Origin of the sequence: Rhodococcus sp. IEGM 1341, assembly GCF_030056895.1 — a bacterium.
GTDB lineage: Bacteria > Actinomycetota > Actinomycetes > Mycobacteriales > Mycobacteriaceae > Rhodococcoides.
Genome location: NZ_JASHKV010000007.1, coordinates 78,662 through 101,067, shown reverse-complemented (window position 1 = coordinate 101,067; position 22,406 = coordinate 78,662). Strand labels below are relative to the sequence as shown.

Annotated in this window: 19 protein-coding genes; 11 read left to right on the top strand and 8 right to left on the bottom strand. The window is 65.1% G+C overall.

Annotated elements, in window-relative coordinates; genetic code table 11:
* The first annotated feature begins 48 nt into the window (after positions 1–48).
* The 3 genes from tuf (at position 49) to QM615_RS16415 (ending at position 5,337) form a co-directional block, all read left to right on the top strand.
* Entirely contained in the window at positions 49–1,239 is a 1,191-nt protein-coding gene (gene tuf / locus QM615_RS16425) for an elongation factor Tu (protein ID WP_032380840.1), read from the top strand.
* Positions 1,240–1,519: 280 nt separating this feature from the next.
* Positions 1,520–2,815, top strand: coding sequence for a 3' terminal RNA ribose 2'-O-methyltransferase Hen1 (locus QM615_RS16420; RefSeq protein ID WP_262498568.1), 1,296 nt, complete (start codon positions 1,520–1,522; stop codon positions 2,813–2,815).
* A complete protein-coding gene (locus QM615_RS16415; protein WP_149407538.1) occupies positions 2,812–5,337 on the top strand; it encodes a polynucleotide kinase-phosphatase in 2,526 nt (841 codons plus the stop codon). Before QM615_RS16420 ends, QM615_RS16415 begins: the two co-directional genes overlap by 4 nt.
* A 65-nt stretch (positions 5,338–5,402) precedes the next feature.
* On the opposite strand, the gene QM615_RS16410 is transcribed toward QM615_RS16415, so the two are convergent.
* From QM615_RS16410 to QM615_RS16390, 5 genes are all read right to left on the bottom strand, one after another.
* Positions 5,403–5,792, bottom strand: a complete 390-nt coding sequence (locus tag QM615_RS16410; protein WP_149407539.1) for a hypothetical protein — start codon at positions 5,790–5,792, stop codon at positions 5,403–5,405.
* Between the two features lie 33 nt (positions 5,793–5,825).
* Positions 5,826–6,344, bottom strand: coding sequence for a hypothetical protein (locus tag QM615_RS16405; RefSeq protein WP_149407540.1), 519 nt, complete (start codon positions 6,342–6,344; stop codon positions 5,826–5,828).
* Positions 6,345–6,638: 294 nt separating this feature from the next.
* Positions 6,639–7,640, bottom strand: a complete 1,002-nt coding sequence (locus QM615_RS16400; protein ID WP_149407541.1) for a GAF domain-containing protein — start codon at positions 7,638–7,640, stop codon at positions 6,639–6,641.
* A gap of 132 nt (positions 7,641–7,772) precedes the next feature.
* Positions 7,773–8,324, bottom strand: a complete 552-nt coding sequence (locus tag QM615_RS16395; RefSeq protein WP_149407542.1) for a hypothetical protein — start codon at positions 8,322–8,324, stop codon at positions 7,773–7,775.
* Positions 8,324–9,262: a DUF6286 domain-containing Asp23/Gls24 family envelope stress response protein gene (locus tag QM615_RS16390; RefSeq protein WP_188078809.1), complete on the bottom strand. Its 939-nt coding sequence runs from the start codon at positions 9,260–9,262 to the stop codon at positions 8,324–8,326. Before QM615_RS16390 ends, QM615_RS16395 begins: the two co-directional genes overlap by 1 nt.
* A gap of 186 nt (positions 9,263–9,448) precedes the next feature.
* Here QM615_RS16390 and ilvA point away from each other — a divergent pair, with 186 nt between their 5' ends.
* Positions 9,449–10,612, top strand: a complete 1,164-nt coding sequence (ilvA, locus tag QM615_RS16385) for a threonine ammonia-lyase (RefSeq protein ID WP_218829037.1) — start codon at positions 9,449–9,451, stop codon at positions 10,610–10,612.
* A gap of 22 nt (positions 10,613–10,634) precedes the next feature.
* Here ilvA and QM615_RS16380 read toward each other — a convergent pair whose 3' ends face one another.
* Entirely contained in the window at positions 10,635–11,771 is a 1,137-nt protein-coding gene (locus QM615_RS16380) for an adenine nucleotide alpha hydrolase family protein (protein ID WP_188078810.1), read from the bottom strand.
* A 166-nt stretch (positions 11,772–11,937) separates the two neighbouring features.
* On the opposite strand from QM615_RS16380, the gene QM615_RS16375 reads away from it, so the two are divergent.
* Genes QM615_RS16375 through QM615_RS16365 form a run of 3 tightly spaced genes read left to right on the top strand, consistent with a single transcriptional unit; the run spans position 11,938 to position 16,884 of the window.
* On the top strand, positions 11,938–15,069 hold the full coding sequence (locus QM615_RS16375) for an arabinosyltransferase domain-containing protein (protein ID WP_149407544.1): 3,132 nt from the start codon (positions 11,938–11,940) through the stop codon (positions 15,067–15,069).
* A 55-nt stretch (positions 15,070–15,124) separates the two neighbouring features.
* A complete protein-coding gene (locus QM615_RS16370; protein ID WP_068052812.1) occupies positions 15,125–16,093 on the top strand; it encodes an ATP-binding cassette domain-containing protein in 969 nt (322 codons plus the stop codon).
* Entirely contained in the window at positions 16,090–16,884 is a 795-nt protein-coding gene (locus tag QM615_RS16365) for an ABC transporter permease (RefSeq protein WP_094669390.1), read from the top strand. The genes QM615_RS16370 and QM615_RS16365 overlap by 4 nt, the downstream gene beginning before the upstream one ends.
* A 70-nt stretch (positions 16,885–16,954) precedes the next feature.
* Here the strand turns inward: QM615_RS16365 and greA are convergent, their stop codons facing one another.
* Both greA and QM615_RS16355 read right to left on the bottom strand, forming a co-directional pair.
* Positions 16,955–17,449 carry a transcription elongation factor GreA gene (gene greA, locus QM615_RS16360; RefSeq protein WP_032394210.1) on the bottom strand — a complete coding sequence of 165 codons (495 nt, stop codon included), beginning with the start codon at positions 17,447–17,449 and terminating at the stop codon, positions 16,955–16,957.
* Positions 17,450–17,674: 225 nt separating this feature from the next.
* Positions 17,675–18,115, bottom strand: a complete 441-nt coding sequence (locus QM615_RS16355) for a DUF4307 domain-containing protein (protein ID WP_068052817.1) — start codon at positions 18,113–18,115, stop codon at positions 17,675–17,677.
* 104 nt (positions 18,116–18,219) lie between these two features.
* Here QM615_RS16355 and mca point away from each other — a divergent pair, with 104 nt between their 5' ends.
* The 4 genes from mca (at position 18,220) to QM615_RS16335 (ending at position 22,405) form a co-directional block, all read left to right on the top strand.
* Positions 18,220–19,095, top strand: a complete 876-nt coding sequence (gene mca, locus QM615_RS16350) for a mycothiol conjugate amidase Mca (protein ID WP_188078811.1) — start codon at positions 18,220–18,222, stop codon at positions 19,093–19,095.
* A complete protein-coding gene (locus tag QM615_RS16345) occupies positions 19,092–19,364 on the top strand; it encodes a hypothetical protein (RefSeq protein WP_149407546.1) in 273 nt (90 codons plus the stop codon). The genes mca and QM615_RS16345 overlap by 4 nt, the downstream gene beginning before the upstream one ends.
* Positions 19,364–21,373 (top strand): thioredoxin domain-containing protein, encoded by a 2,010-nt coding sequence (locus QM615_RS16340; RefSeq protein ID WP_149407547.1) that lies wholly within the window; start codon positions 19,364–19,366, stop codon positions 21,371–21,373. The genes QM615_RS16345 and QM615_RS16340 overlap by 1 nt, the downstream gene beginning before the upstream one ends.
* A gap of 111 nt (positions 21,374–21,484) precedes the next feature.
* Positions 21,485–22,405, top strand: coding sequence for a sensor domain-containing diguanylate cyclase (locus QM615_RS16335; protein WP_188078812.1), 921 nt, complete (start codon positions 21,485–21,487; stop codon positions 22,403–22,405).
* The last annotated feature ends 1 nt before the right edge of the window (position 22,406 follow it).

Sequence of the window (22,406 nt, the reverse complement as noted above, 5' to 3'; positions counted from 1 at the left end):
GTGCCGGCCCCGTCGGGGCCCGCACAGATCAGTCCAGGAGGACACACAGTGGCGAAGGCGAAGTTCGATCGGACGAAGCCGCACGTCAACATCGGCACCATCGGTCACGTTGACCACGGTAAGACGACGCTGACGGCTGCAATCACCAAGGTTCTGCACGACAAGTTCCCGGACCTGAACGAGGCCTCGGCTTTCGATCAGATCGACAAGGCTCCGGAGGAGAAGGCTCGTGGTATCACGATCAACATCTCCCACGTCGAGTACCAGACCGAGAAGCGCCACTACGCGCACGTCGATGCACCGGGTCACGCCGACTACATCAAGAACATGATCACCGGCGCGGCACAGATGGACGGCGCAATCCTGGTCGTTGCAGCAACCGACGGCCCGATGCCGCAGACCCGCGAGCACGTGCTGCTCGCCCGCCAGGTCGGTGTTCCGTACATCCTGGTCGCACTGAACAAGGCCGACATGGTCGACGACGACGAGATCATCGAGCTCGTCGAGATGGAGGTTCGCGAGCTCCTCGCTTCGCAGGAGTTCGACGAGGACGCACCGGTCATCAAGGTCTCCGCACTCAAGGCACTCGAGGGGGACGAGAAGTGGGGCGAGTCGGTTCTGGAGCTCATGCAGGCCGTCGACGATTCGGTTCCGGACCCCGTCCGTGAGACCGACAAGCCGTTCCTCATGCCCGTCGAGGACGTCTTCACCATCACCGGTCGTGGCACCGTGGTCACCGGACGTATCGAGCGCGGCTCGGTCAACGTCAACGAAGAGGTCGAGATCGTCGGCATCCGCCCCGGCTCGACCAAGACCACCGTCACCGGAATCGAAATGTTCCGCAAGCTGCTCGACTCGGGTCAGGCAGGCGACAACGTCGGCCTCCTCGTTCGTGGCATCAAGCGCGAAGACGTCGAGCGTGGACAGGTCATCATCAAGCCCGGCACCACGACTCCCCACACGGAGTTCGAGGGCAACGCCTACATCCTCTCGAAGGACGAGGGCGGCCGCCACACGCCGTTCTTCAACAACTACCGCCCGCAGTTCTACTTCCGTACCACGGACGTTACGGGCGTCGTGACCCTTCCCGAGGGCACCGAGATGGTCATGCCCGGTGACAACACCGAGATGTCCGTCACGCTGATCCAGCCGGTCGCCATGGATGTCGGCCTCCGTTTCGCAATCCGTGAGGGCGGTCGTACCGTCGGAGCCGGTCGCGTCACGAAGATCGTCAAGTGATCTAGTTTCACCAGCTGTACCGAAGCGGCACTCACCCGAAAGGGTGGGTGCCGCTTTTGCGTGCGTGCGGCTCCGCCGCCCGCGTCAATGGACCCTTGCACCGCTCAGACGTATGCAACGGTCCATTCACGCGGGCCGAAGTGTTCACCCGCAGTGAGTGAATGGACCGTTGCCGCGGTCAGACGTGTGCAGTGGTCCATTGACGCAGCCCGACGGGCACCCGAAAAATGGGACGCATCGGACGCGGCTGTGCCGTAACGTCGCTGCGGTGCTACTGACCGTGACTGCAAATGCCACAACCGATTTCCCGGACTCCTCCGACATCGGGTATTTGTTGCACAAGCACCCCGATCGCGTGCAGAGCTGGAATCTGCCCATGGGTGCCACCACCGTGCTGTATCCGGAAGTCTCGGCCGAGCGCACCACCGTTGCAGTCCTGTTGAACGATGGCGCAGCGTCCGGGCTCGCGGTGGCACTGTCGCGACTGTTCAAGCAGACGCTGGCCGGCGTGTGTACCGGAAGGCCTGAATTGGTTTCTGCTGCAATCGATCTGATGATCTCGATGCCTGCCGCGCCGTCTCGTGGTGCGACCGACCTGGCGTCACGGATGTTCGGTCCCCTCGGTTGGAAAGTGGACGCGACGCCCATCCCGCTCGATCCGACTCAGCCGCACTGGGGTAACTCCGAGTACGTCGATCTGGTCTTGACCGGAACATTCACGCTGTCGGCTGCACTGCGGCACCTGTACGTCCTTCTTCCGGTCCTCGACGACGGGAAGCACTACTGGGTGGGCGAGGACGAGGCCGACAAGCTCGTTCGAGCAGCAGGGGATTGGCTGGGGGATCACCCGGAGTCGTCGCTCATCGCCTCCCGCTACCTGGCGCACCGTCGCGAACTGGTGGCCTCGGCGCTCGACCGACTCGTACCCGACGCGCCGCAGGACGACGCAGTACCGCGCGATCCGACGCTCGCCGAGCAGCGGGTGCGTGCAGTGTTGGCGGCACTGACGGGTGCAGGCGCGAAGTCGGTGATCGACCTCGGTTGCGGTGAGGGTCGATTACTGCGAGAGCTGCTCGCGGACAACGGTTTCGATCGCATTCTCGGTGCCGATGTGAGTGATCGTGCACTCGCCAAGGCGCAGCGCAGGCTGCGTCTGGACGACATGTCCGACCGGCAGCGCGCCCGGATCGAACTGGTGCAATCGTCGGCCACGTACCGCGACGTTCGGCTGCACGGATTCGACGCGATGGTGCTCATGGAGGTCATCGAACACGTCGATCTCGATCGGCTGCCGGCGTTGGTGCGTTCGGTGTTTCTACAGGCGCGTCCACGAACGGTTCTCGTCACCACACCCAACTCCGAGTACAACGCGCTGTACCCCGGCCTCGAACCGGGAACCTTCCGGCACGTCGATCACCGATTCGAGTTCACCCGAACGCAGTTCGAGCACTGGGGTTCATCGGTGGCCTGTGAACACGCCTACGACGTACGCATCGAGGGAATCGGCCCCGTCGACGACATGTACGGCACCCCGACACAGATGGCCGTCTTCACCCGAGAGGAGCAGACCCGATGAGTACCTTCGACATTCCGGATCGATCCCTCGTCGTACTCGTCGGCATCAGCGGGTCCGGCAAGTCGTCCTTCGCCGCGCAGCACTTCGGTCCGTACGAGACGGTGTCCAGTGATGCCTGCCGGGGCATGGTGAGCAACGACCCCAATCTGCAGAGCGCAACCAAGGACGCATTCGCGCTGCTGGAATTCCTCGTGGCAATGAGGCTCCGGGCCGGTCTGCTCACCGTCGTCGACGCGACGAACGTCCAAGCGGCCGCGCGCAAGGCACTGATATCACTGGCTCGCGAACACGATGTACTGCCGGTTGCCGTCGTACTCGATGTGCCCGAGTCGGTGTGTGCACAGCGCAACGCCGAGCGCACCGACAGGACGTTCGGCCGAGACGTGCTGCGCCGCCAGCAGTCCCAGTTGCAACGCTCGCTTCGGGGCCTGTCCAAGGAAGGCTTTCGTTCGGTCCACGTACTCGACGGTGTCGAAGCGGTGGCGTCGGCGACGTTCGTTCGCACCCCGCTACGCAGCGATCGACGTGAGCTGACCGGACCGTTCGATGTCATCGGCGACATCCACGGTTGCCTCGCCGAACTCGAAAGCCTGCTCGGCGTGCTGGGTTACACGATCGAGCGAGACGACGCCGGTCGCGCGGTCGGCGCGACGCCACCGCCTGGTCGGACTGCCATGTTCGTCGGCGATTACGTCGATCGCGGACCGGACTCGGTGGGAGTCCTGCGACTGGTGATGGGAATGGTCGGTACCGGAGCAGCATTGGCGGTTCCGGGCAACCACGAGAACAAGCTCGTCAAGGCACTCCGCGGCCGGAAGGTGACCACGTCGCACGGTCTCGCCGAGACCCTCGAACAGCTCGACGCCGAGTCGGCAGAGTTTCGCCGGCAGGTGCTCGAGTTCTGCGACGGCCTCGTCGCGCACCTCGTGCTCGACGGCGGCAAGCTCGTCGTCGTACACGCCGGGTTGATCGAGAAGTACCACAACCGGGCGTCGGGCAGGGTTCGGAGTTTTGCCCTGTACGGCGACACCACCGGCGAGACCGACGAGTTCGGCCTTCCGGTGCGGTACCCGTGGGCGCAGGACTATCGGGGCTCGGCGACGGTGCTCTACGGGCACACCCCGGTTCCGGAAGTGGAGTGGGAGAACAACACTGCGTGTCTCGATACGGGATGCGTCTTCGGCGGGAAGCTCACGGCGCTGCGTTACCCGGAGCGCGAGGTGGTGTCGGTTCCGGCCGAGAAGGTCTGGTACGAGCCTGCCCGCCCGATGGGCGCGTTCACGCGGGATGCAGCATCGCTCGATCTGTCCGACGTGATCGGCCCGACGGGCGTCGAGACGTCGCTGCGTGGGCGGGTGTCGGTTCGGCCGGAGAATGCCGCGGGCGCACTGGAAGTGATGAGTCGGTTCGCCCTCGCTCCGCAGTGGCTGCACTATCTGCCGCCGACGATGGCTCCGAGTGGAACATCCGAGCGCGAGGGCTATCTGGAGTATCCGACGCAGGCATTCGACGCGTATCGCGCGCTCGGTGCATCGACGGTGATCTGCGAGGAGAAGCACATGGGCTCGCGGGTGGTCGTGGTGGTGTGTCGAGATGCAGATACCGCTCGGGAGAAGTTCGATGCGCCGGAGGGATCGCTCGGCACCGCGTACACGCGGACGGGTCGTCCGGTGTTCGACGAGTCACTGACCGGCGAGCTCATCTCCGGGGTGTCCGACGCGATCGAGAAGGCCGGTGTGTGGGACGAATTGGCCTCGAGCTGGCTGATTCTCGACTGCGAACTGATGCCGTGGTCCGCCAAAGCGGAGGGCCTGATCAAAACCGAGTACGCCGCTGTCGCTGCGGTGTCTCGGGCGAATCTGGAGGCCGAGGCGGCGGTGCTGGCATCGGCCGGTTCGCGTGGTCTGGATGTGCAGGAGTTGCTGGAACGGAACACCGCTCGGCAGGTCAACCTGGGCGAGTTCACCGATGCGTATCGGCGGTACATCTGGCCGACGGACGGACTCGACGGGGTTCGGATCGCGCCGTTCCAGGTGCTGGCGTCGAACGTCGAGACGTATGCGGATCGTCCGCACACGTGGCACCTCGAGGTTGCGGACCGACTGGTGGCCGCAGCTCCCGAGGTGTTCGCCACCACCCGTCGAATCGAGGTCGATTTGTCGACTCCGGATTCGGTTGCGGCAGGCGAGAAGTGGTGGGAGGAGTTGACGGCGCAGGGCGGCGAGGGCATGGTCGTCAAACCTGCGGCGAACGCTCCCCGCGGAAAGATGCAGCCCGGCATGAAGGTTCGTGGCCGAGAGTATCTGCGGCTGATCTACGGTGCCGACTACACCGACCCGGATCGACTGACCGCACTGCGCAACCGAAACGTGGGACACAAGCAGTCGATGGCCCTACGCGAATACGCACTGGGAATGGAAGCGCTGGATCGCTCGGTGCGCGGTGACCCGCTCTATGCCATCCACCAGGCTGTGTTCGCCGTCTTGGCACTGGAATCCGAGCCGGTCGACCCGCGGTTGTAGGTGCCGTGGGCAGTGGTGCGGTTATGTGCCCCAGCCGGCACATAACCGAACCACTGCCGCAGGCACTAGCCCCTCGGCGACGAGAATGGACTGATGCCTGCGCTGATCGGTGCCGCAATTGCTGCAACGACGGCTATGGACGCCCAGAACGTCGGTGAGTCCAGCATCAGTCCGCCTGCGAGACCACACACGGCGACGACGACGCCGCATCCCACCAGCAGTCCCGACCCGACGGTGACGTGAGCGAGGTGGTCTCGCGTCGGATCACGTCGGGCTCCGAGCCAGACCATCGTTCCCGAGGTGACGAGGGCCAGAGGGGCGAAGAAGAAGAGGGAGCTGCCACCGAGCTTCGACGAGACACTGGCGATCAACAGCACTGCCCCGAATGCCACCGGGGCGGCGAGGGGCATCCCGCCGGACCATCGCTCGAACTTGTTTCGGGTGGGAGCTGTCATGGCAATCGTTCCTTTCCTGGGGAGAAGGGCGTGTCAGAGTAGGTACTCCGCGAATATTCCGCCGCCGCAGGACAATGCCGCGATCAGGCCGACTCGCCTCAGGACGAACTTGGCAGCCTTGTCCCACGAGTTCACCTGGCTTTCGATCGCCTCCCAAGCACCGACTGCGCCGAAGAAGTCGATTCCGAGGCAGGCACCGACTACTCGCTTGATTTCATCGGTGACTCCACGGGCCTGAGGTCCCGTGGGAGTCGGCTGCCGGTCGAGGACCTTGCCGGTCTCGTCGACGATCGTCACAGTCGCATCATCGCTGATCTGAAAGCCGGCTGTGCCGGCGGGGAGTGGATTGCGGCCCTGTTCTGCCAGCGAAGCATTGAGCGAGGCAACTTCTTCTGCGCTCACGGGGACGAATTCCTCGACGGTGGCGGACACCGCGGGTGGCGCGGGTTGAGCAAGAGCAACAGCGGCTCCGCTCATCGACGTCACGGCGATCATCGAGCCGGCGATCAGGGCGATGGATGCGGTGCGAGTCCGAGCAGAAATGCGGTTCATGATGTCTCCCGTTCGTGAGTAGGGGGGCGATTCGGCGACGTGATGGTGGCTGTCGTTCGGACCGAGCCGGGTGCAGTGCCACAACGAATATGGGGCCACAACGGATATGGGCCGGTTGCGTACTCGATGGGATCGGCCTGGAACGAGAGCGCACGCTCGTCCGGCGATCTGTAGTTGTGCGGACCATCCCGAGAGACACAAGGTAGGTCGCGGGTTACGCCTCGTTGACCGAGTCTTTGCGTAACACACCGAACTTTAAACCCGTCGGTGCCGAAGCGCCAGCGCTGCGCGCGATCAGATACAGGCCTCGGTCACCGTCACCAGCGCGAGCCGAGGTTCTTCGTCGTCAGGGAGAATCGGCAGAGCGCACGCGGTCACCGAGTGGGTGGTGTAGCCACCGTTTCGGTCTCTGAACCGGACGGTGATGCTCGGTTCGTCTCCTGCGCCGTCGGCCCGGGACACTGATTTCGCGAGTGCGTCGACTGCTCCGTCGTCGTCCGGGTGCACTCGCGGTCGCGGGTCGGTCGGGTCGAGATTCCAGGCGATGGACGGTGGCGGCGGGCCGTGCCAGTACAAGGTCTCCAGGGTGGACAGATCGACTATTGCGGTGTGGCGTCGTGCGATGACCGAGGCACCCGCTACGAGCCCGCTCATCGTCTCCTGGACTCCGGTAGGGGATGGATGGTTCATGACGAACGGACCGCGGTCGATTGCGATGCCGCGCAGGTGACGAGCTTCCCCTTCGACGGTGGTGTGCGCCAGCACGCGAATTCGATGTAGCTCGTCCGTGGTCCAACGCTGAGTGGCGTCGAGATCCACTGTGTCGCCGACTGTGCTGGATACCAGCATCGCGAGGACGTCGGTGGCTCGCAATCCGAAATCCAACGTTGCCATCGCTTCTGCTACCGACAAGTGCGCCACATCGGCATTCAGCGCCGGGGAGTCCTTGGAGTGGGCAGTGCCGCGAGTCAGATTCCAGCGAAAGGCCCAAGCATTCGACGGCGGAGAGTCGCACGTGCCCGGATGCAGTCTGGCCCACACCGCCTGGACCGTACCGTCGTCACCGAGAATCGGACGAGCCGACACGTACCTGCCCGGCCCGCATTCGGTGTCCACATCCCTGCCCGATTCTGCGCACCGAGCAACCGCATCGCGTGCGTGGATCGAGTCGGACGACCTCCTCAGGAACACCGCCATGGGAACCTTGCTCTTCTGCGTCGTCCCTACCGCCACCACGCACGCCACCGAATCCGGTTCGAGAAGAATCAACAGCCAGTCGCCGTTCCTACGCCCCATCGAGGCGGACTCCCTTCCACTCGAGTCGAGCTCCGCGGATCTTCCCTGCTTCGGGCCGTGTATCGACACCGTACCGGTGAATCCGACAGAAGGGACAGGTGGCCAGGCCTGTCGCAACGCTGCGCGGCCGCGCTACCGCCGCTTGTCGACGTGCAGTTGAATGCGAGTGGCGACGTGTGCACCGGCGAGTGATTCGGCCACGAAGGCGGCACGGGCTTCGGCTCGGGCGGTGAAGGCCACGACATCGAAATCGGCTGCAGCATGGACCGATACGGTGATGGTGGGCATTCCCCGATCGTCGATCGCCGTACCGCGGGCGCGTCGGACACCGGGGAACTCGGCCAGCTCCGCGGCGACGCCCGACGCGATGGCGCTCAGGTCCACGTGCGCCGAGAAGTGGGGCTTCTCGATGACGCTTGCCGTTCCGGTCGTGCGCGGAGAGAAGTTGCCGACCAACAGAAGCAGTGCCAGGACAACGGAGATGCAGCCGACCACGGCCAGGGTCGGCACCCACCAGCCCTGTTCCGGTAGGGCGGCGATTCGCGCACGATCGAAGCGAGAGAGCATCTCTCGTGCCCAGGGGACGTCGTAATGCCAGGCCAGCGCGAAGCTACCTCCCGCGATCAACCCGGCCCCGGCCGCGATGGCGAGGAGTCGGTCGACACCGGCAACGAAGGTCTTCATCACGAGACCCTCGTCGGTGCTGCCACCGACTGCTTCACCGTCAGCCGGCGCTCGCCCGCAGCAACGGACAGCACAGGAGCGAGTGCCTCGCGCACGCCGACGTCGATACGGTCGGCATCGTACGCAGCGTCACGCTCTACCCGAACTTCGATCTTCTTCCGGGTGACGACGGTGTGCGCGTCGACGACTCCGCGGGTCGACTGTGCTGCAGCACTGCACAATCGAGCGATGTCGGTCGGCGTGGCCCACACGGTCGACGCCGACTCGCCCAGGCCGGAATGCGTCTTCGTTCGGGGCTTGACCCCGATGAACACGACGAACAACCCGACGACGGCGGCTCCGGTCGCGGCGGCGATCATCCAACTCTGCCAGTGCAATCGGGAGATCCAGGACACCGCGTCGGCGATCCACGGGCTACCACCGAGGTTGCCGTGTGCGATCAGGAATTCCCGGCCGGCGACAAAGGCCACACCGAGGAGGGCGAACCCGAACAACAGTGCCAACGGCATCGCGGCCGGGCCAGCAGTGGGTGGTCGAGGTGAGATGGGCTGCGATGCTTCGGTATTCGAGGTGGGCGAGGGGCCGGTGTCCAGTGTGGTGTCCGATACCAGGACGTTCACTCGATGCACGTGCAGGCCCGTCATCGTCGCCAACGCGGCCTCGACGGTGGCGTGCACGGATTCGGTCACCTCGGTGATCTGCGACGGCCAGGTCACCCCGATGTAGAGGTTGACGGCAATCGTGTCCTCGCCGAGGGTGACGTCGGCGCGGGGGAGTTCTCGCCCGGTCAGTCGCGACAAGCCGCCGGTGGTGCGCGTGACCCGAGGATCCTTCGATGCCGCCGCGATGGCAGTCCGCGACATGGCCCGATCCTTGATCTCGACGCTGCCACGCATCTCGCGGCCGTCGTCGACCTCGTCGGATCCAGCCTGCGTCATTTTCAGAGAATCCTTTGCGCCCGTCGCGGCTCGCCGTGGTGCGGCACGCGCTCCACAACTGTAGTGACGACCGGTGGCGGATGACGTCACGAGAGTAATTGTTCCTGGCATACTGCGACCGTGTCGGAAATTGTGCGGGTGACCGCGTCGGATATCGCGTCGGCCGAGGAGCTTTTGGAGCCGGTCATGCGCCGGACCCCTGTGGTGGCCTCGCGAATTCTGTCGGACCTGACCGGCCACGAGGTGCGGCTCAAGTGCGAGAACCTGCAGCGCACCGGATCGTTCAAGCCGCGCGGGGCGTACAACCGCATTGCCCGGCTCGACGCCGAGCAGCGCGCCCGCGGTGTCGTCGCGGCCAGCGCGGGCAATCACGCTCAGGGTGTGGCGTGGGCCGCCTCGCAGGTGGGGATCGACTCGACGGTGTTCATGCCGGTAGGCGTGTCGCTACCGAAGCTCGTCGCCACCAAGGCCTACGGCGCGACTGTTCATCTGGTGGGCAACACGGTGGACGAGGCGCTGAAGTCGGCGAGGGAATTCGCCGAACGCACCGGTGCCACTCTCATTCATCCGTTCGACCACCTCGACATCGTCGCGGGGCAGGCGACGTTGGGTACCGAACTGCTGCAGCAGATGCCGGACGTCGGCACCATCGTGATCCCCACCGGCGGCGGTGGACTGTTGGCCGGTGTCGCCGCGGCGGTGAAGCTGACCAAGCCCGGTATCAGGATCGTCGGCGTGCAGGCCGAGGGTGCTGCCGCGTGGCCTGCATCGCTGAAGGCGGGTCATCCGATCGCGTTGACATCGATGTCGACGATGGCCGACGGCATCGCGATCGGCCTGCCCGGATCGGTGCCCTTCGATCACGTGCAGGGATGGGTCGACGACGTGGTGACCGTCAGCGAGGATGCGCTGTCGCGGGCGTTGGTGCTGTGCATCGAACGCGCGAAACTGATCGTGGAACCGGCCGGGGCGGCAGCGGTGGCAGCGCTGATGACGCATTCCGCGGACGAGCTCGGATTGACCGGTTCGGTGTGCGCCGTCCTCTCCGGCGGAAACATCGACCCGCTGCTGCTCACCCACGTCATCACTCATGGTCTCCGGGCGGGTGGACGCTATCTCGCTGTGCGCGTGACGATTTCGGACAAGCCGGGCGGACTCACCGGGGTGCTCGGCGTGGTGCGCGACGCCGGTGCCAGCGTTGTCGACGTCGTCCACTCCCGTACGGGCGGACGCCTGGGGCTCGAGGAGGTCGACGTGATGTTGACCGTCGAGACCCGCGGACCGGACCACCGCGGCTCGGTGCTCGATGCTCTCGGTGCGGCCGGATACGCAGTGCACGTGGAGAACTGACCTGCTGGTCGACACAACCGATTCAACGCCGCAGACTTCGACGGATCACCTGGCCGATATACGAACCTGCACTACGCACGTAGAGAAGCGCCGGGGTCCAATGGCTTCGGCGTATTGCTGTGTTCACGGCCCGCTGCAGTTCTGTGTCGGTGACACCGGCATCGTGCATCGCCGCGAGTGAGGTTCTCAGGTAGCCGCGATCGCGGCTTCTCATGTGCATTCGAGCCACAGCGCGCACATCCATGGTTTCGGGGAAAGTCGTGCACCGCGCACCCGCGGCCGCCAGCCCGATCTGGGTGCGAACGCATTTGGCACATCGGCCGCAATTGAATTCCCCGTCGAGGTTCTCCCAGCAGACCCGCAAATGGTTCATCGCGGTCCGGTTCTCGCCGATTCGACGAATTTTGCCCAAACGGTGCAGATCGAGTTCGTGATGCTCGAAGGCGACCGAGCTACTCGACCACAACGGGTCGAGGTCGGGATGAGAGCCCCACGGTGCGAGTTCCTCGCGGCAGTTCGAGGACGGGATGATGACGGTGCTCAGGTGCTGCGACAACGCCAGACCGACGTGCGCCAACGCGGCACCGTGGAAGTCGTATCCCCAATCGAGAGGCAGTCGGTCGGCGAAGGCCGACCTGATCGTGGTCTTCACCTCGATCAACGGCTTTCCCAATTCCGCCGCCGACTCTCGGGCTCCGGCCAAGGCTCTGGCCGCCAAACTCTCGTCGTCGATACCGATATCGAAACCATGCACGAAGACCAGGTGGGTGATGCGGTCGGATTCCATGATTGCCGAGTAGAAGCTGTCGACGCCACCGCTGAAGAAACAACCCACTCCCGTCGCGCCGGTGGCGACGCGGCCGGGTTCCGCCGACATCGATACCTCTCGAAAACGCTTGGGATACCAGTCCTGGAAGATCTTCTGAGCCTCGGATGCACCTCGAAGTGCGGTCGAATCCACGGGGCCGTCGAAAGCGATATCCCACCCTTTGCGCATCCCGGCTGTCAGGAGTGGCGGAAGCCAGGGGGTGGAGGAATGGTCCAGCGAGTAATTCGACTCGGTTCTCACACGCACTTCGACACCCGATGGGGTCGTTATTCGGACGGCGATGGAATCAGCACCGGTGTCGTCGACATGCACCGTCATCGGGCTGATCATCGGGCTGAGTGTGCCACAGCGAAGGTTGTCCGAATCGGTGTATCGGTCGGAAGGAAACTGTTCTACGTCGAGCACATTTCGGCACGATCAGCGTGCCGGGTCCGCTCGACCCCGGCTGGTACCTTGATCAGCGACTTGGACCAGGACATCGGTGGGAGATATTTGCATGGCTCGGCTCGTCGCGATCGTCTCCGCAGTCCTGGGAATCCTGCTGACGATCGCGATACCGCTGTTGCCGATCGAGCAGCAACAGTCCTCCCTGACGTGGCCGCAGTCGGACACGATCGCCAGTGTCGAGGCTCCACTCGTCGGATACACCCCGATCAGCGTCGACGCGACGGTCCCGTGTGCTGCCGCGAATCTGTTGCCCGACGGCGGGCTGTTGCTGTCCACCTCGCCCGAGGGATCGCCCGACGCCTATCGCTACGGTCTCGTCGCCGAGGTCACGGGTGGTGAGGCATCGCAACTGAAGGTGACGTTGCGTGATTCCGTCCTCCTCGAGAAGCCGGTCTCGGAGCTGAGCCCTTCGACTGCGGACGACTGCGCGTTGACGATCACCTCGAACGGCACGGCGACCACCGTCGGGCTGACCGGTGCCGACACCGTGACGCGCGAGGGCGATGTTCGGCCGCAGCTGGTCGGAGTGTTCAGCGATCTTCGCGGCACCGTCGACGGTCTGACGCTGACAGCGCAGCTCGACAGTCGATTCTCGTCCACACCCAGTGCGCTGAAGTGGTTCGCGATGATCGTCGGGGTCCTCGCCACGGGCATCTCGCTGGTGGCGCTGCACCGCCTCGACCTGTCCGACGGCCGACGTGCCCGACGGTTCCTGCCGCGTCGCTGGTGGACGTTCGGTGCTGCCGATGCGGTGGTGATCGGGACGTTGCTGGTGTGGCATCTGATCGGCGCGAACACCTCCGATGACGGTTACCAGCTGGGCATGGCGCGTACGGCCGATCACGCCGGGTACATGGCCAACTACTTCCGCTACTTCGGTGTGCCCGAGACACCGTTCGGTACGCCGCTGTACGACATGTTCGGAATCATGTCGCACGTCTCGACGGCCAGTGTCTGGATGCGCCTGCCGACGCTGATCTGCGCGGTCGTGGCGTGGCTCGTCATCAGTCGCGAGGTGATTCCGCGGTTCGGTGCTGCTGCTCGCGCCTCGAAGACTGCCCTGTGGACGGGCGGGCTGGTGCTGCTCGCGTTCTGGCTGCCGTACAACAACGGCCTGCGTCCGGAGCCGTTCGTGGCGCTCGGAGTACTGCTGACGTGGTGTTCGGTGGAGCGCTCGATCGCGACCCGCAGGTTGCTGCCCGCGGCCGCGGCGATACTCATCGCGGCGTTGACGGTCACGTGCGGCCCCTCCGGTTTCATCTGCTTCGCACCGCTGATCGCCGGAGCCAGGCCGGTGCTGCAGATCGTCGTCGCTCGGGCCCGGCAGTTCGGTAGCACGGCCTTGGGCGCGGCGACGTTGCTGGCCCCGCTGATCGCGTCGGGCACGGTGGTTCTGGTGTTCGCATTCGGCAACCAGACCGTGGCCGGCATGCTCGAGATGCAGCGAGTGCACAACGCGGCCGGGCCGAGCCAGGCCTGGTTCGACGAGTACCTGCGCTACCAGTGGCTGATGAACATGGACATCGACGGCTCGCTCGCGCGCCGCTTCGGAGTGTTCGTGATGATCGTCTCGCTTATCGCGGTCGTCGTCGCCATGCTGCGCAAGGGCGGCAAGATCCCCGGTACCGCAACAGGACCGGCGCGGCGGATCGTCGGCATCACCGTCGGGGCTATGGCCTTGATGATGATCACCCCCACCAAGTGGACCCACCACTTCGGGGTCTTCGCCGGACTCGCCGCATCGGTTGCGGTGCTCGCAGCCGTGGCGACCGGAGCGGCGGTACTGCGATCGCGGCGCAACCGACTGCTGTTCGCCGCGTCGGTCTCGTTCGTGATGGCCGTCGCGTTCACCGGAACCAACGGGTACTGGTACGTCTCGGCCTGGGGAGTTCCGTTCTGGGACAAGCCGATCCTCGTTGCCGGTCTCGGCATCTCGACCATGTTCCTCGGCCTGACCCTGCTGCTGTTGCTCGCAGCCGTCTGGTTCCATCTCCGCGCGCCGTACGTGCGCACCGACAAACCGATGGCGCGATGGTGGTCGGTGCCGCCGATCGCTGTCGGGGCAGCACTGATAGTGCTGGTGGCCGTCGCGTCGATGGCCAAGGGTGCCGTGGCGCAGTGGCCGTCGTACTCGGTCGCGAAATCGAATCTCTCGGCGCTTGCCGGCGACACGTGCGGCCTTGCCAACGACGTGTTGCTCGAGACGAACCCCAATGCCGATGTGCTGCAACCGGTCACCGGGGATGCCTTCGCCGCGCTGGGCGAAGAGAACGACGGGTTCACCCCCGACGGTGTGGCGGGCGACCTCACCGCAGACAAGGAGTCCTCGGCGTCGGGCACCTCGAACACCGTCGACACCGACGAGCAGCAGCAGCCGACGTCGACCACCGGGGCCGGAACCGGCGGTAGCGCATTGCCGTTCGGATTGGATCCGGCCACTGTGCCGGTGCTCGGTTCGTTCGGATCCGACGCCCCCGCCACGCTGACGACCGGGTGGTACGTACTGCCTGCCGATCCCGGCGACCTGATCTCGATCGCCGCTGCCGGACGCATCCGCTCGGTGGACTCCGACGGCATCGTCACGTACGGGCAGAGCCTCGAACTCGAGTACGGAGTCGACGGGCAGGCGCAGGGTCGGGTGACCCCCATCGACATCGGCCCGACGCCGTCGTGGCGCAACCTGCGTGTGCCGATGGATCAGATTCCGAACGGTGCCAACACGATTCGGCTCGTGCTGGCCGACAACGATCGAGATTCCGACCAGTGGTTGGCGATCACCCCGCCGCGGGTTCCGCGTACCCAGACGTTGAACGAGGTCGTCGGCCGTGACGCTCCGGTGATGCTGGACTGGGAGGTCGGCTTCAACTTCCCCTGCCAGCATCCGTTCGATCACCGCCTCGGGGTCGCCGAAGTTCCGCAGTACCGGGTGCTGCCGGACCGCAGCGGTGCCGTCATCACCAACGCGTGGCAGGACCACTTCGGCGGTGGGCCGCTCGGGTGGATCGACATCGTCGCCTCCGCCCGCACCATCCCGTCGTATATGGCCGGCGACTGGGACCGCGACTGGGGATCGATCGAGCAGTACATCCCGTACGACGAAACGGCGCAGGCGGCGCAGATCACAGCAGAAGAGGTCCAGCGTTCGGGTCTGTGGACGCCCGGTCCGATCAAGACCGGTTAATCTCTACGCGTTCGGAAGTCCTTACACCGACCAGTAGAGAAACGGGGAGAGGGCCATGGCGAACGCTATAGAAGTAGAGGACCTCGTACTTCGGTACGGCAAGAACGTCGCGCTCGACGGGATCGATTTCACCGTTCCCGAGGGCACGGTGCTGGGTGTGCTCGGCCCCAACGGTGCGGGAAAGACCACGGCGGTCCGTATTCTCGCCACCTTGCTGCAAGCGACATCCGGCTCGGCCCGGATCTTCGGGCTCGACGTGGCGACGCAGGCCAACGAGGTGCGCAGCACGATCGGGCTGACCGGTCAGTTCGCGGCCGTGGACGAGTACCTGACCGGGTACGAGAATCTCGAGATGGTCGGCCGACTGTTCGGCCTACGCAAGGCCGAGGCCAAGAAGCGGGCCGACGAACTGCTCGCACGATTCGACCTGGAATACGCACGCGACCGGACGGCCAAGCAGTACTCGGGAGGTATGCGTCGGCGACTCGACATCGCGGCCAGCCTGATCGGTCGACCACGGGTGGTGTTCCTCGACGAGCCGACCACCGGACTCGATCCACGTAGTCGAATCACCATGTGGGAGTTCATCGCAGATCTCGTTCGCGACGGCACGACCATTCTGTTGACCACTCAGTACCTCGAGGAGGCCGACCGGTTGGCCGATTCGATCATCGTGCTGAACAAGGGCAAGATCATCGCGCGTGGCACGGCCGACGAGCTCAAGGCCCAAACCGGCGGCGAGCGAGTCGAATTCGTGTTGACCGATCGGTCCCAGGCCGAGCGAGCGATGCAGATCCTCGCTCCGATCGGCGTCGAGCCACCCACCCTCGACGATCAGGTGGGCCGGATCGTCATGCCCGTCAACGGGGGATCGAAGGATCTGTCCACGGCGCTGGCCCAGCTGGAGGACAACGGAATCGGAGTGGTCGACGTCGGTCTTCGGCGGCCGAACCTCGACGATGTGTTCCTGAGTCTGACCGGTCAGACCACCGGCGAACCCGAGACGGCGGAGGAAGAGAAATGAGCAACGTTCTTCTGGATTCCGCGATCATCACCAAGCGAAATCTGATCAAGCTCAAGCGAGTTCCCGACCTACTGTTCTTCGCGACGCTCTCGCCGATCATGTTCGTCCTGCTGTTCGCGTACGTCTTCGGCAGTGCGATCGATGTCCCCGGAATCGACTACAAGAGCTTCCTGATGGGCGGCATCTTCGTACAGACGATGATCTTCGGTGCCTCCCTCACCGGGTCGTCGCTGGCCGAGGATCTGCAGAAGGGCGTGATGGATCGGTTCCGGTCGTTGCCGATGGCACGCTCGGCTGTGGTGATCGGGCGGACCGCAGCGGATGTCGGCAACAACCTCGTCACCATCACGATCATGTCGCTCACCGGACTCCTCGTGGGGTGGCGCATCACGTCCTCGTTCTTCGACGCCCTGCTGGGGTACGTGCTGCTGCTGTTGTTCGCGTACTCGATCTCGTGGGTGATGGCCCTGGTTGGTCTGATCGTGCGGTCGCCCGAGATCTTCAACAACGCGTCGTTCATCGTGATCTTCCCGTTGACGTTCATCGCCAACACCTTCGTCCCGATCGACAACTTCCCCACCGTGCTCAAGACGATCGCGGAATGGAATCCCATCTCGTCGGTGACGTTGGCGGTGCGAGAGCAGTTCGGCAACACCAACCCGATGGCACCGCCGCCGGAGGTGTGGCCACTGCAGAACCCCGTTCTCTACACCCTGATCTGGGTCGTGTTGATGCTCGTGGTGTTCGTGCCGCTGTCGGTGCGCAAGTACCAGAAGACGATGACCGCCTGACATCCACACAGAGAAGCACCCCCGGTCGCTCGGCGACCGGGGGTGCTTTCATGTCTTCTCGTGAGCAGGCCTAGGTGTGGTACGGCTCCGCGCTGACGAGGGTGACCTTCATGGTCTTGCCGTTGGGCAACGTGTACTCGCGGGTGTCGCCGACCTTGGCGTCGATGAGCGATCCGCCCAGCGGTGACGCGGGGGAGTACACCTCGAGCTTGTTGTCGCGGGCACCCTCTTCGCGGGTGGCGATCAGGAACGTCTCGGTATCGGACTCGTCGCCGTCGTAGTAGACCTTGACGACCGAGCCGGGCAGAGCGACACCGGACTGCGTGGGTGCCTCGCCGACCTTCGCGTTGTTGAGCAGCTCCTGCAGCTGGCGGATACGTGCTTCCTGCTGGCCCTGCTCCTCGCGCGCAGCGTGGTAGCCGCCGTTCTCCTTCAGATCGCCCTCTTCGCGACGCTCGTTGATCTCGGCGGCGATGACGGGGCGATTGGAAATGAGCTGGTCGAGTTCGCTCTTGAGCCTGTCGTGTGATTCCTGGGTAAGCCAGGTCACCTGGGTCTCGGTCATCTCGATCACTCCCTCGTAGTCGGAATCTCGAGCTCGGATTCCGGTTTCTGAGCAGGTAGGGCACGCAACGAACAGGGGACTCCAATGGTTGGATCCCCTTGGCCGGCCCACATCCTGGAGCCGTCGTCATCGTTCGCAGGTGAACCCTGCCCGCAATGCAGCAATACACGGCACCTTCTGCGGTGGCCGTGTATGACCCGACCTTACCACGAACAGGCAGTTCGCCTATCGGGCTCGTAAATATTCGGGAACATCGAGGGTGCAGCCGTAGACGTCGCCGACGGCAGGGGCGGCCGACGTCGTCACCTCGGTAGTCATCTCCACGGTGGTGGACGCCGACTCCGGTGGGATGTACACCTCGCGCCTGCCGGTTTCGGAGCCGTCGCGCGAGCGAGCGCGGACGATGCAGACAGCGGGCTGCTCGGGATCCTGCCGGGTGACGCTGAACCTGATCGACATCGTGTCCTCGTCGACGATGTCGAACGAGAGCTGACTGCCCTCGATCGGTTTGACCGAGAACTTGCTGTACGCGTAGTAGGCCACGCCCAGTCCGACCAGCAGGACCAGTGCCACCAGTGCGATCTTCGTCGCACGTTTGGGGGCCTGTCGAATACCGCTCGGGCCTGAACCCGACGGGTATCTACCTGCGGGAAGTGCGTTGGTCATGGCCGCTCTCGGGATCGATTCGGGGGTGCCGCTGGGGGCCTGTCGGCGTCAGATGGAACTATAGGGGCAGGCAAGAATCAGGCGAATCCGAGGTGAGGAAGAACGTGTCCGGACTGCGGCTCATGGCAGTGCATGCCCATCCCGACGACGAATCCAGCAAAGGCGCTGCGACAACGGCTCGCTACGCGGCCGAAGGACACGATGTTCTGGTCGTCACCCTGACCGGTGGCGAGCGGGGAGACATCCTCAATCCGGCGATGGACATTCCGGGCGTGCACGAGCGCATCCACGAGGTTCGGCGTGAGGAGATGGCCGAGGCCGCCCGAGTGCTGGGCGTGCAGCAGACGTGGCTCGGGTTCGAGGACTCCGGGTTGCCCGAGGGCGATCCGCTCCCGCCGCTTCCCGACGGCTGTTTCGCGTTGGTCCCGTTGGAGGTCTCGACCGAGGCGCTGGTGAAAGTGGTGCGCGAGTTCAAGCCGCACGTCATCACCACCTACGACGAGCGCGGCGGCTACCCACACCCGGACCACATTCGTTGCCACGAGGTCTCGATGGCGGCGTGGGAGGCAGCGGGGGATCCCGAACGGTTCCCCGACGCGGGTGAGCCCTGGACTCCGCTGAAGCTGTACTACTCGCACGGGTTCATTCGTAAGCGCATGCAGCTCTTCCACGACTGGTTCATCGACCGCGGTGAGGAGAGCCCGTTCGTCGACTGGCTCAAGCGGTGGGACGGCCAGCGCGACGAGATCATGGGTCGTATCACCACGCAGGTCACCGTCGGCGACTACTTCGATCATCGCGACGACGCACTACGCGCACACGCGACGCAGATCGATCCCAACGGGTCGTTCTTCGCCGTGCCGCTGGACGTACAACGCAAGCTGTGGCCCACCGAGGAGTTCGAGCTGGCCCGCACTCGGGTCACGACGTCGCTGCCCGAGACGGACCTGTTCGCCGGAATAGAAGAGACCGAGAAATGATCGTTTCGATCCTCGCCCAGCAGCCCACCGGTCCCGAATTCGGCAAGTCCTCGCCGATCGGACTGGTGATCCTGGTCGCGCTGTTGGTCGGAACGGCACTGCTGATCTGGTCGATGAACAAGAAGATCAAGCGTCTGCCCGCCACGTTCGAGAAGGAGGATCCGACGTTGGATCAGGCCCTCGACGAGGGCACCGACCGCGGCGGGATAGCAGATCCGTTTCCACCGGAAAAGTCTCGACCCAAACCCGCCGTCTCCGACGAGCCCTGATGCTCGACGCCAATGCCCTGGGTGAGTCCACCAGCCCGTATCTGAGGCAGCACGCGGACAACCCGGTGCACTGGCAGCAGTGGGGACCGCAGGCTCTGCAGTCGGCCCGCGATCGCGATGTTCCGATCCTGCTGTCGATCGGATACTCGGCGTGCCATTGGTGCCACGTCATGGCCCACGAGTCGTTCGAGGACGAGGCGACCGCGGCACTGATGAACGAGCATTTCGTGTGCATCAAGGTCGATCGCGAAGAACGACCCGACCTCGACTCGGTGTACATGAACGCCACCGTCGCAATGACCGGCCAAGGTGGGTGGCCGATGACGTGTTTCCTCACCCCCGACACCGAACCGTTCTACTGCGGTACGTACTACCCGCCTGCCCCGCGTCAGGGAATGCCGTCGTTCCAGCAGTTGCTCACCGCGATCGCCGACACCTGGTCGACGCGGCGACAGGAGGTGTTCGACGCCTCCGCCGACATCGTCACCGAACTGCGCAAGCACAGTGCAGGCGTGCCCGCAGGCGGTCGCCCGATCGACGCCGACGCGCTGGCGGCCTCGGTCTCGGCGATCTGCGCCGACGAGGACACCACCTACGGCGGCTTCGGCCGGGCACCGAAGTTCCCACCCGGCGCGCTGCTCGAAGGTCTGCTTCGGCACTACGAGCGCACCGGCGATTCCGAGGTCCTCGGCGTCGTTCGCCGTACCGCGTCGGCGATGGCGCGTGGTGGAATCTACGACCAGCTGGGCGGTGGATTCGCGCGCTACTCCGTCGATGCCGAGTGGGTCGTCCCGCACTTCGAGAAGATGCTCTACGACAACGCGCTGCTGTTGCGGTTCTACGCGCACGCAGCCCGGGTCGACGACGATGCGCTCGCCCGGCGGGTGGCGTCGGACACTGCGGAGTTCATGCTCCGTGAATTACGCACGGAGAACGGCTGTTTCGCGTCGGCACTCGATGCCGACACCGAAGGCATCGAGGGTCTGACCTACGCGTGGACTCCGGAACAACTGACCGAGACACTCGGTTTCGAGGACGGTGTCTGGGCAGCCGGGTTGTTCGCGGTGAACTCGGCAGGCACGTTCGAGGCCGGCATGTCGGTACTGCAGCTGCCCGCCGAACCGGAGGATTACGACCGGTTCGCCCGGGTGCGCGCCGCGTTGTCGGCCGCTCGCGCGACTCGGCCGCAACCCGGCCGCGACGACAAGGTCGTCACCGCCTGGAACGGGTTGGCGATCACCGCACTGGTCGAGGCCGGTACCGGGCTGGGGCAGCCGCGCTGGGTCGACGCGGCAGTCGAGTGCGGCGAGCAACTGTTCGCCGGACACGTCGAGTCCGGCCGGATCCGCCGCGCCTCACTCGGCAGCGGAGTCGGCGAGGCCACCGGCGTGCTCGAGGATTACGCGTGTCTCGCGGTCGCCGCCGCAGCGCTGTTCCAGGCCACCGGAGACACAGTCTGGACCGAGCGAATGACGTCGATCATCGATGCTGCGATCGACCACTTCGCCGACCCCGACGACGTCGGCGGGTGGTTCGACACCGCCGACGATGCCGAGGCTCTCGTGACCCGGCCCCGTGACCCGATCGACGGGGCCACCCCGTCGGGCGCATCCACGATGACCGAGGCACTGCTCACCGCAGCTGCGTTGGTCGATCACAACTCCTCGGCGCGCTACGGCGAACTGGCGGCTGCGTCGTTGGCGCGATCGGCGTCGATTCTCGAACGAGCGCCCAGGTCCGGTGGGCACTGGCTGGCCGTCGCCGAAGCGTCCGTTCGTGGCCCGATTCAGATCGCGGTGTCGACGGCACCCGGCGGTGAGCTGCTCTCGGCTGCGCGGGCTCTCGCTCCGGGAGGTTCCGTGGTGGTGGCAGGCGTGACGGATTCGTCGGTACTGCTGACCGACCGTCCACCCGTCGACGGCCTCGAAACGGCATACGTGTGTCGTGGCTTCGTGTGCGACCGTCCTGTGACCTCTGCCGAAGATTTGTCGTTCGCACTGCAGAGGTGACGACGCTCGTCGATGCTTCGACGGAGGAACAGTACTGTTGCCCGAAGTTTCCTCGGCCTGGGGCGGTCGAACGTCTACCAATGGATCGACGGTGTCATGAGTGAAGGTGTCATGAATGAGGGTGTGATGCGTGCGGACACCGCGCACGAGGCGGTGACCGACGAACAGCGCGCTGCCGTCGCCGAGTTCGTGGCCGCGGTTCCGATGGCGGCCATGGTGCATTCGATGCAGTACGAGGTGGTCGGTGCCAACATCCTGTGCGAGGGCGTGCTCGGGTGCGCGGTGGACGACATGGTGGGTCGACCCGTGGCAGATTTCGTGCCGCTCGGGGATCGCGCGTCCGCCACGCGCATCGCGGTCCAGCTCGAGCATCGCTACCCCGACGCAGGCTCCACCGAACACGGTCGACCGGTCGGCGCTCTACGTCGAGTGCGGCGCGGCGACGGAGAGGTCGTCTCCTGCTGGATGCACGTCGGAATCTCGATGATCGCGGGGCGACGGTTCATCGTCGCACTGCTGGACCTGGTCAATCCCGTCGTGGACGACACCGTTCGTTGGCGCGATCGCGCCGAGCGCGACGAACTGACCGGATTGCTGCGACGAGGTCCCCTGCTCGCCCACGTCGACGAATGGATCGTCGAGGATCTGCCGGTTGCCCTGGCCTTCGTCGACGTCGATCGGTTGAAATCGATCAACGACGCGCACGGCCACCCGGCAGGTGACGCCCTGCTGGAGGCAGCGGGACGTCGACTGCACCAGTGGTCGCCGCGCGGGAGCGTCGTCGGCCGATACGCAGGAGACGAGTTCGTGTTCGCTGTCACGTTCGACGGGCCGAAGGGGCTCGACAGCGCCGAAGTCACCGAATCGGTGCGGTCGGCGATCTGCGGCGAGCCGGTGCCGTTCGGATCGAGTCTGCTCGGGGTGTCGGTGAGTGTGGGCGTTGCGGTGCGTGAGCCGGGGGAGTCGAGAGAAGCGCTGATTCAGCGCGCCGACGCACTGATGTATCGAGACAAGGCATCCCGAACCACCTGAG

Coding starts and splice junctions, on each gene's coding strand:
- QM615_RS16415 (WP_149407538.1), top strand. CDS start 2,812: ATGAGTACCTTCGACATTCCGGATCGATCCCTCGTCGTACTCGTCGGC.
- QM615_RS16410 (WP_149407539.1), bottom strand. CDS start 5,792: ATGACAGCTCCCACCCGAAACAAGTTCGAGCGATGGTCCGGCGGGATG.
- QM615_RS16405 (WP_149407540.1), bottom strand. CDS start 6,344: ATGAACCGCATTTCTGCTCGGACTCGCACCGCATCCATCGCCCTGATC.
- QM615_RS16400 (WP_149407541.1), bottom strand. CDS start 7,640: ATGGGGCGTAGGAACGGCGACTGGCTGTTGATTCTTCTCGAACCGGAT.
- QM615_RS16395 (WP_149407542.1), bottom strand. CDS start 8,324: ATGAAGACCTTCGTTGCCGGTGTCGACCGACTCCTCGCCATCGCGGCC.
- QM615_RS16390 (WP_188078809.1), bottom strand. CDS start 9,262: ATGACGCAGGCTGGATCCGACGAGGTCGACGACGGCCGCGAGATGCGT.
- ilvA (WP_218829037.1), top strand. CDS start 9,449: ATGCGCCGGACCCCTGTGGTGGCCTCGCGAATTCTGTCGGACCTGACC.
- QM615_RS16380 (WP_188078810.1), bottom strand. CDS start 11,771: ATGATCAGCCCGATGACGGTGCATGTCGACGACACCGGTGCTGATTCC.
- QM615_RS16375 (WP_149407544.1), top strand. CDS start 11,938: ATGGCTCGGCTCGTCGCGATCGTCTCCGCAGTCCTGGGAATCCTGCTG.
- QM615_RS16370 (WP_068052812.1), top strand. CDS start 15,125: ATGGCGAACGCTATAGAAGTAGAGGACCTCGTACTTCGGTACGGCAAG.
- QM615_RS16365 (WP_094669390.1), top strand. CDS start 16,090: ATGAGCAACGTTCTTCTGGATTCCGCGATCATCACCAAGCGAAATCTG.
- greA (WP_032394210.1), bottom strand. CDS start 17,449: ATGACCGAGACCCAGGTGACCTGGCTTACCCAGGAATCACACGACAGG.
- QM615_RS16355 (WP_068052817.1), bottom strand. CDS start 18,115: ATGACCAACGCACTTCCCGCAGGTAGATACCCGTCGGGTTCAGGCCCG.
- QM615_RS16345 (WP_149407546.1), top strand. CDS start 19,092: ATGATCGTTTCGATCCTCGCCCAGCAGCCCACCGGTCCCGAATTCGGC.
- QM615_RS16340 (WP_149407547.1), top strand. CDS start 19,364: ATGCTCGACGCCAATGCCCTGGGTGAGTCCACCAGCCCGTATCTGAGG.
- QM615_RS16335 (WP_188078812.1), top strand. CDS start 21,485: ATGAATGAGGGTGTGATGCGTGCGGACACCGCGCACGAGGCGGTGACC.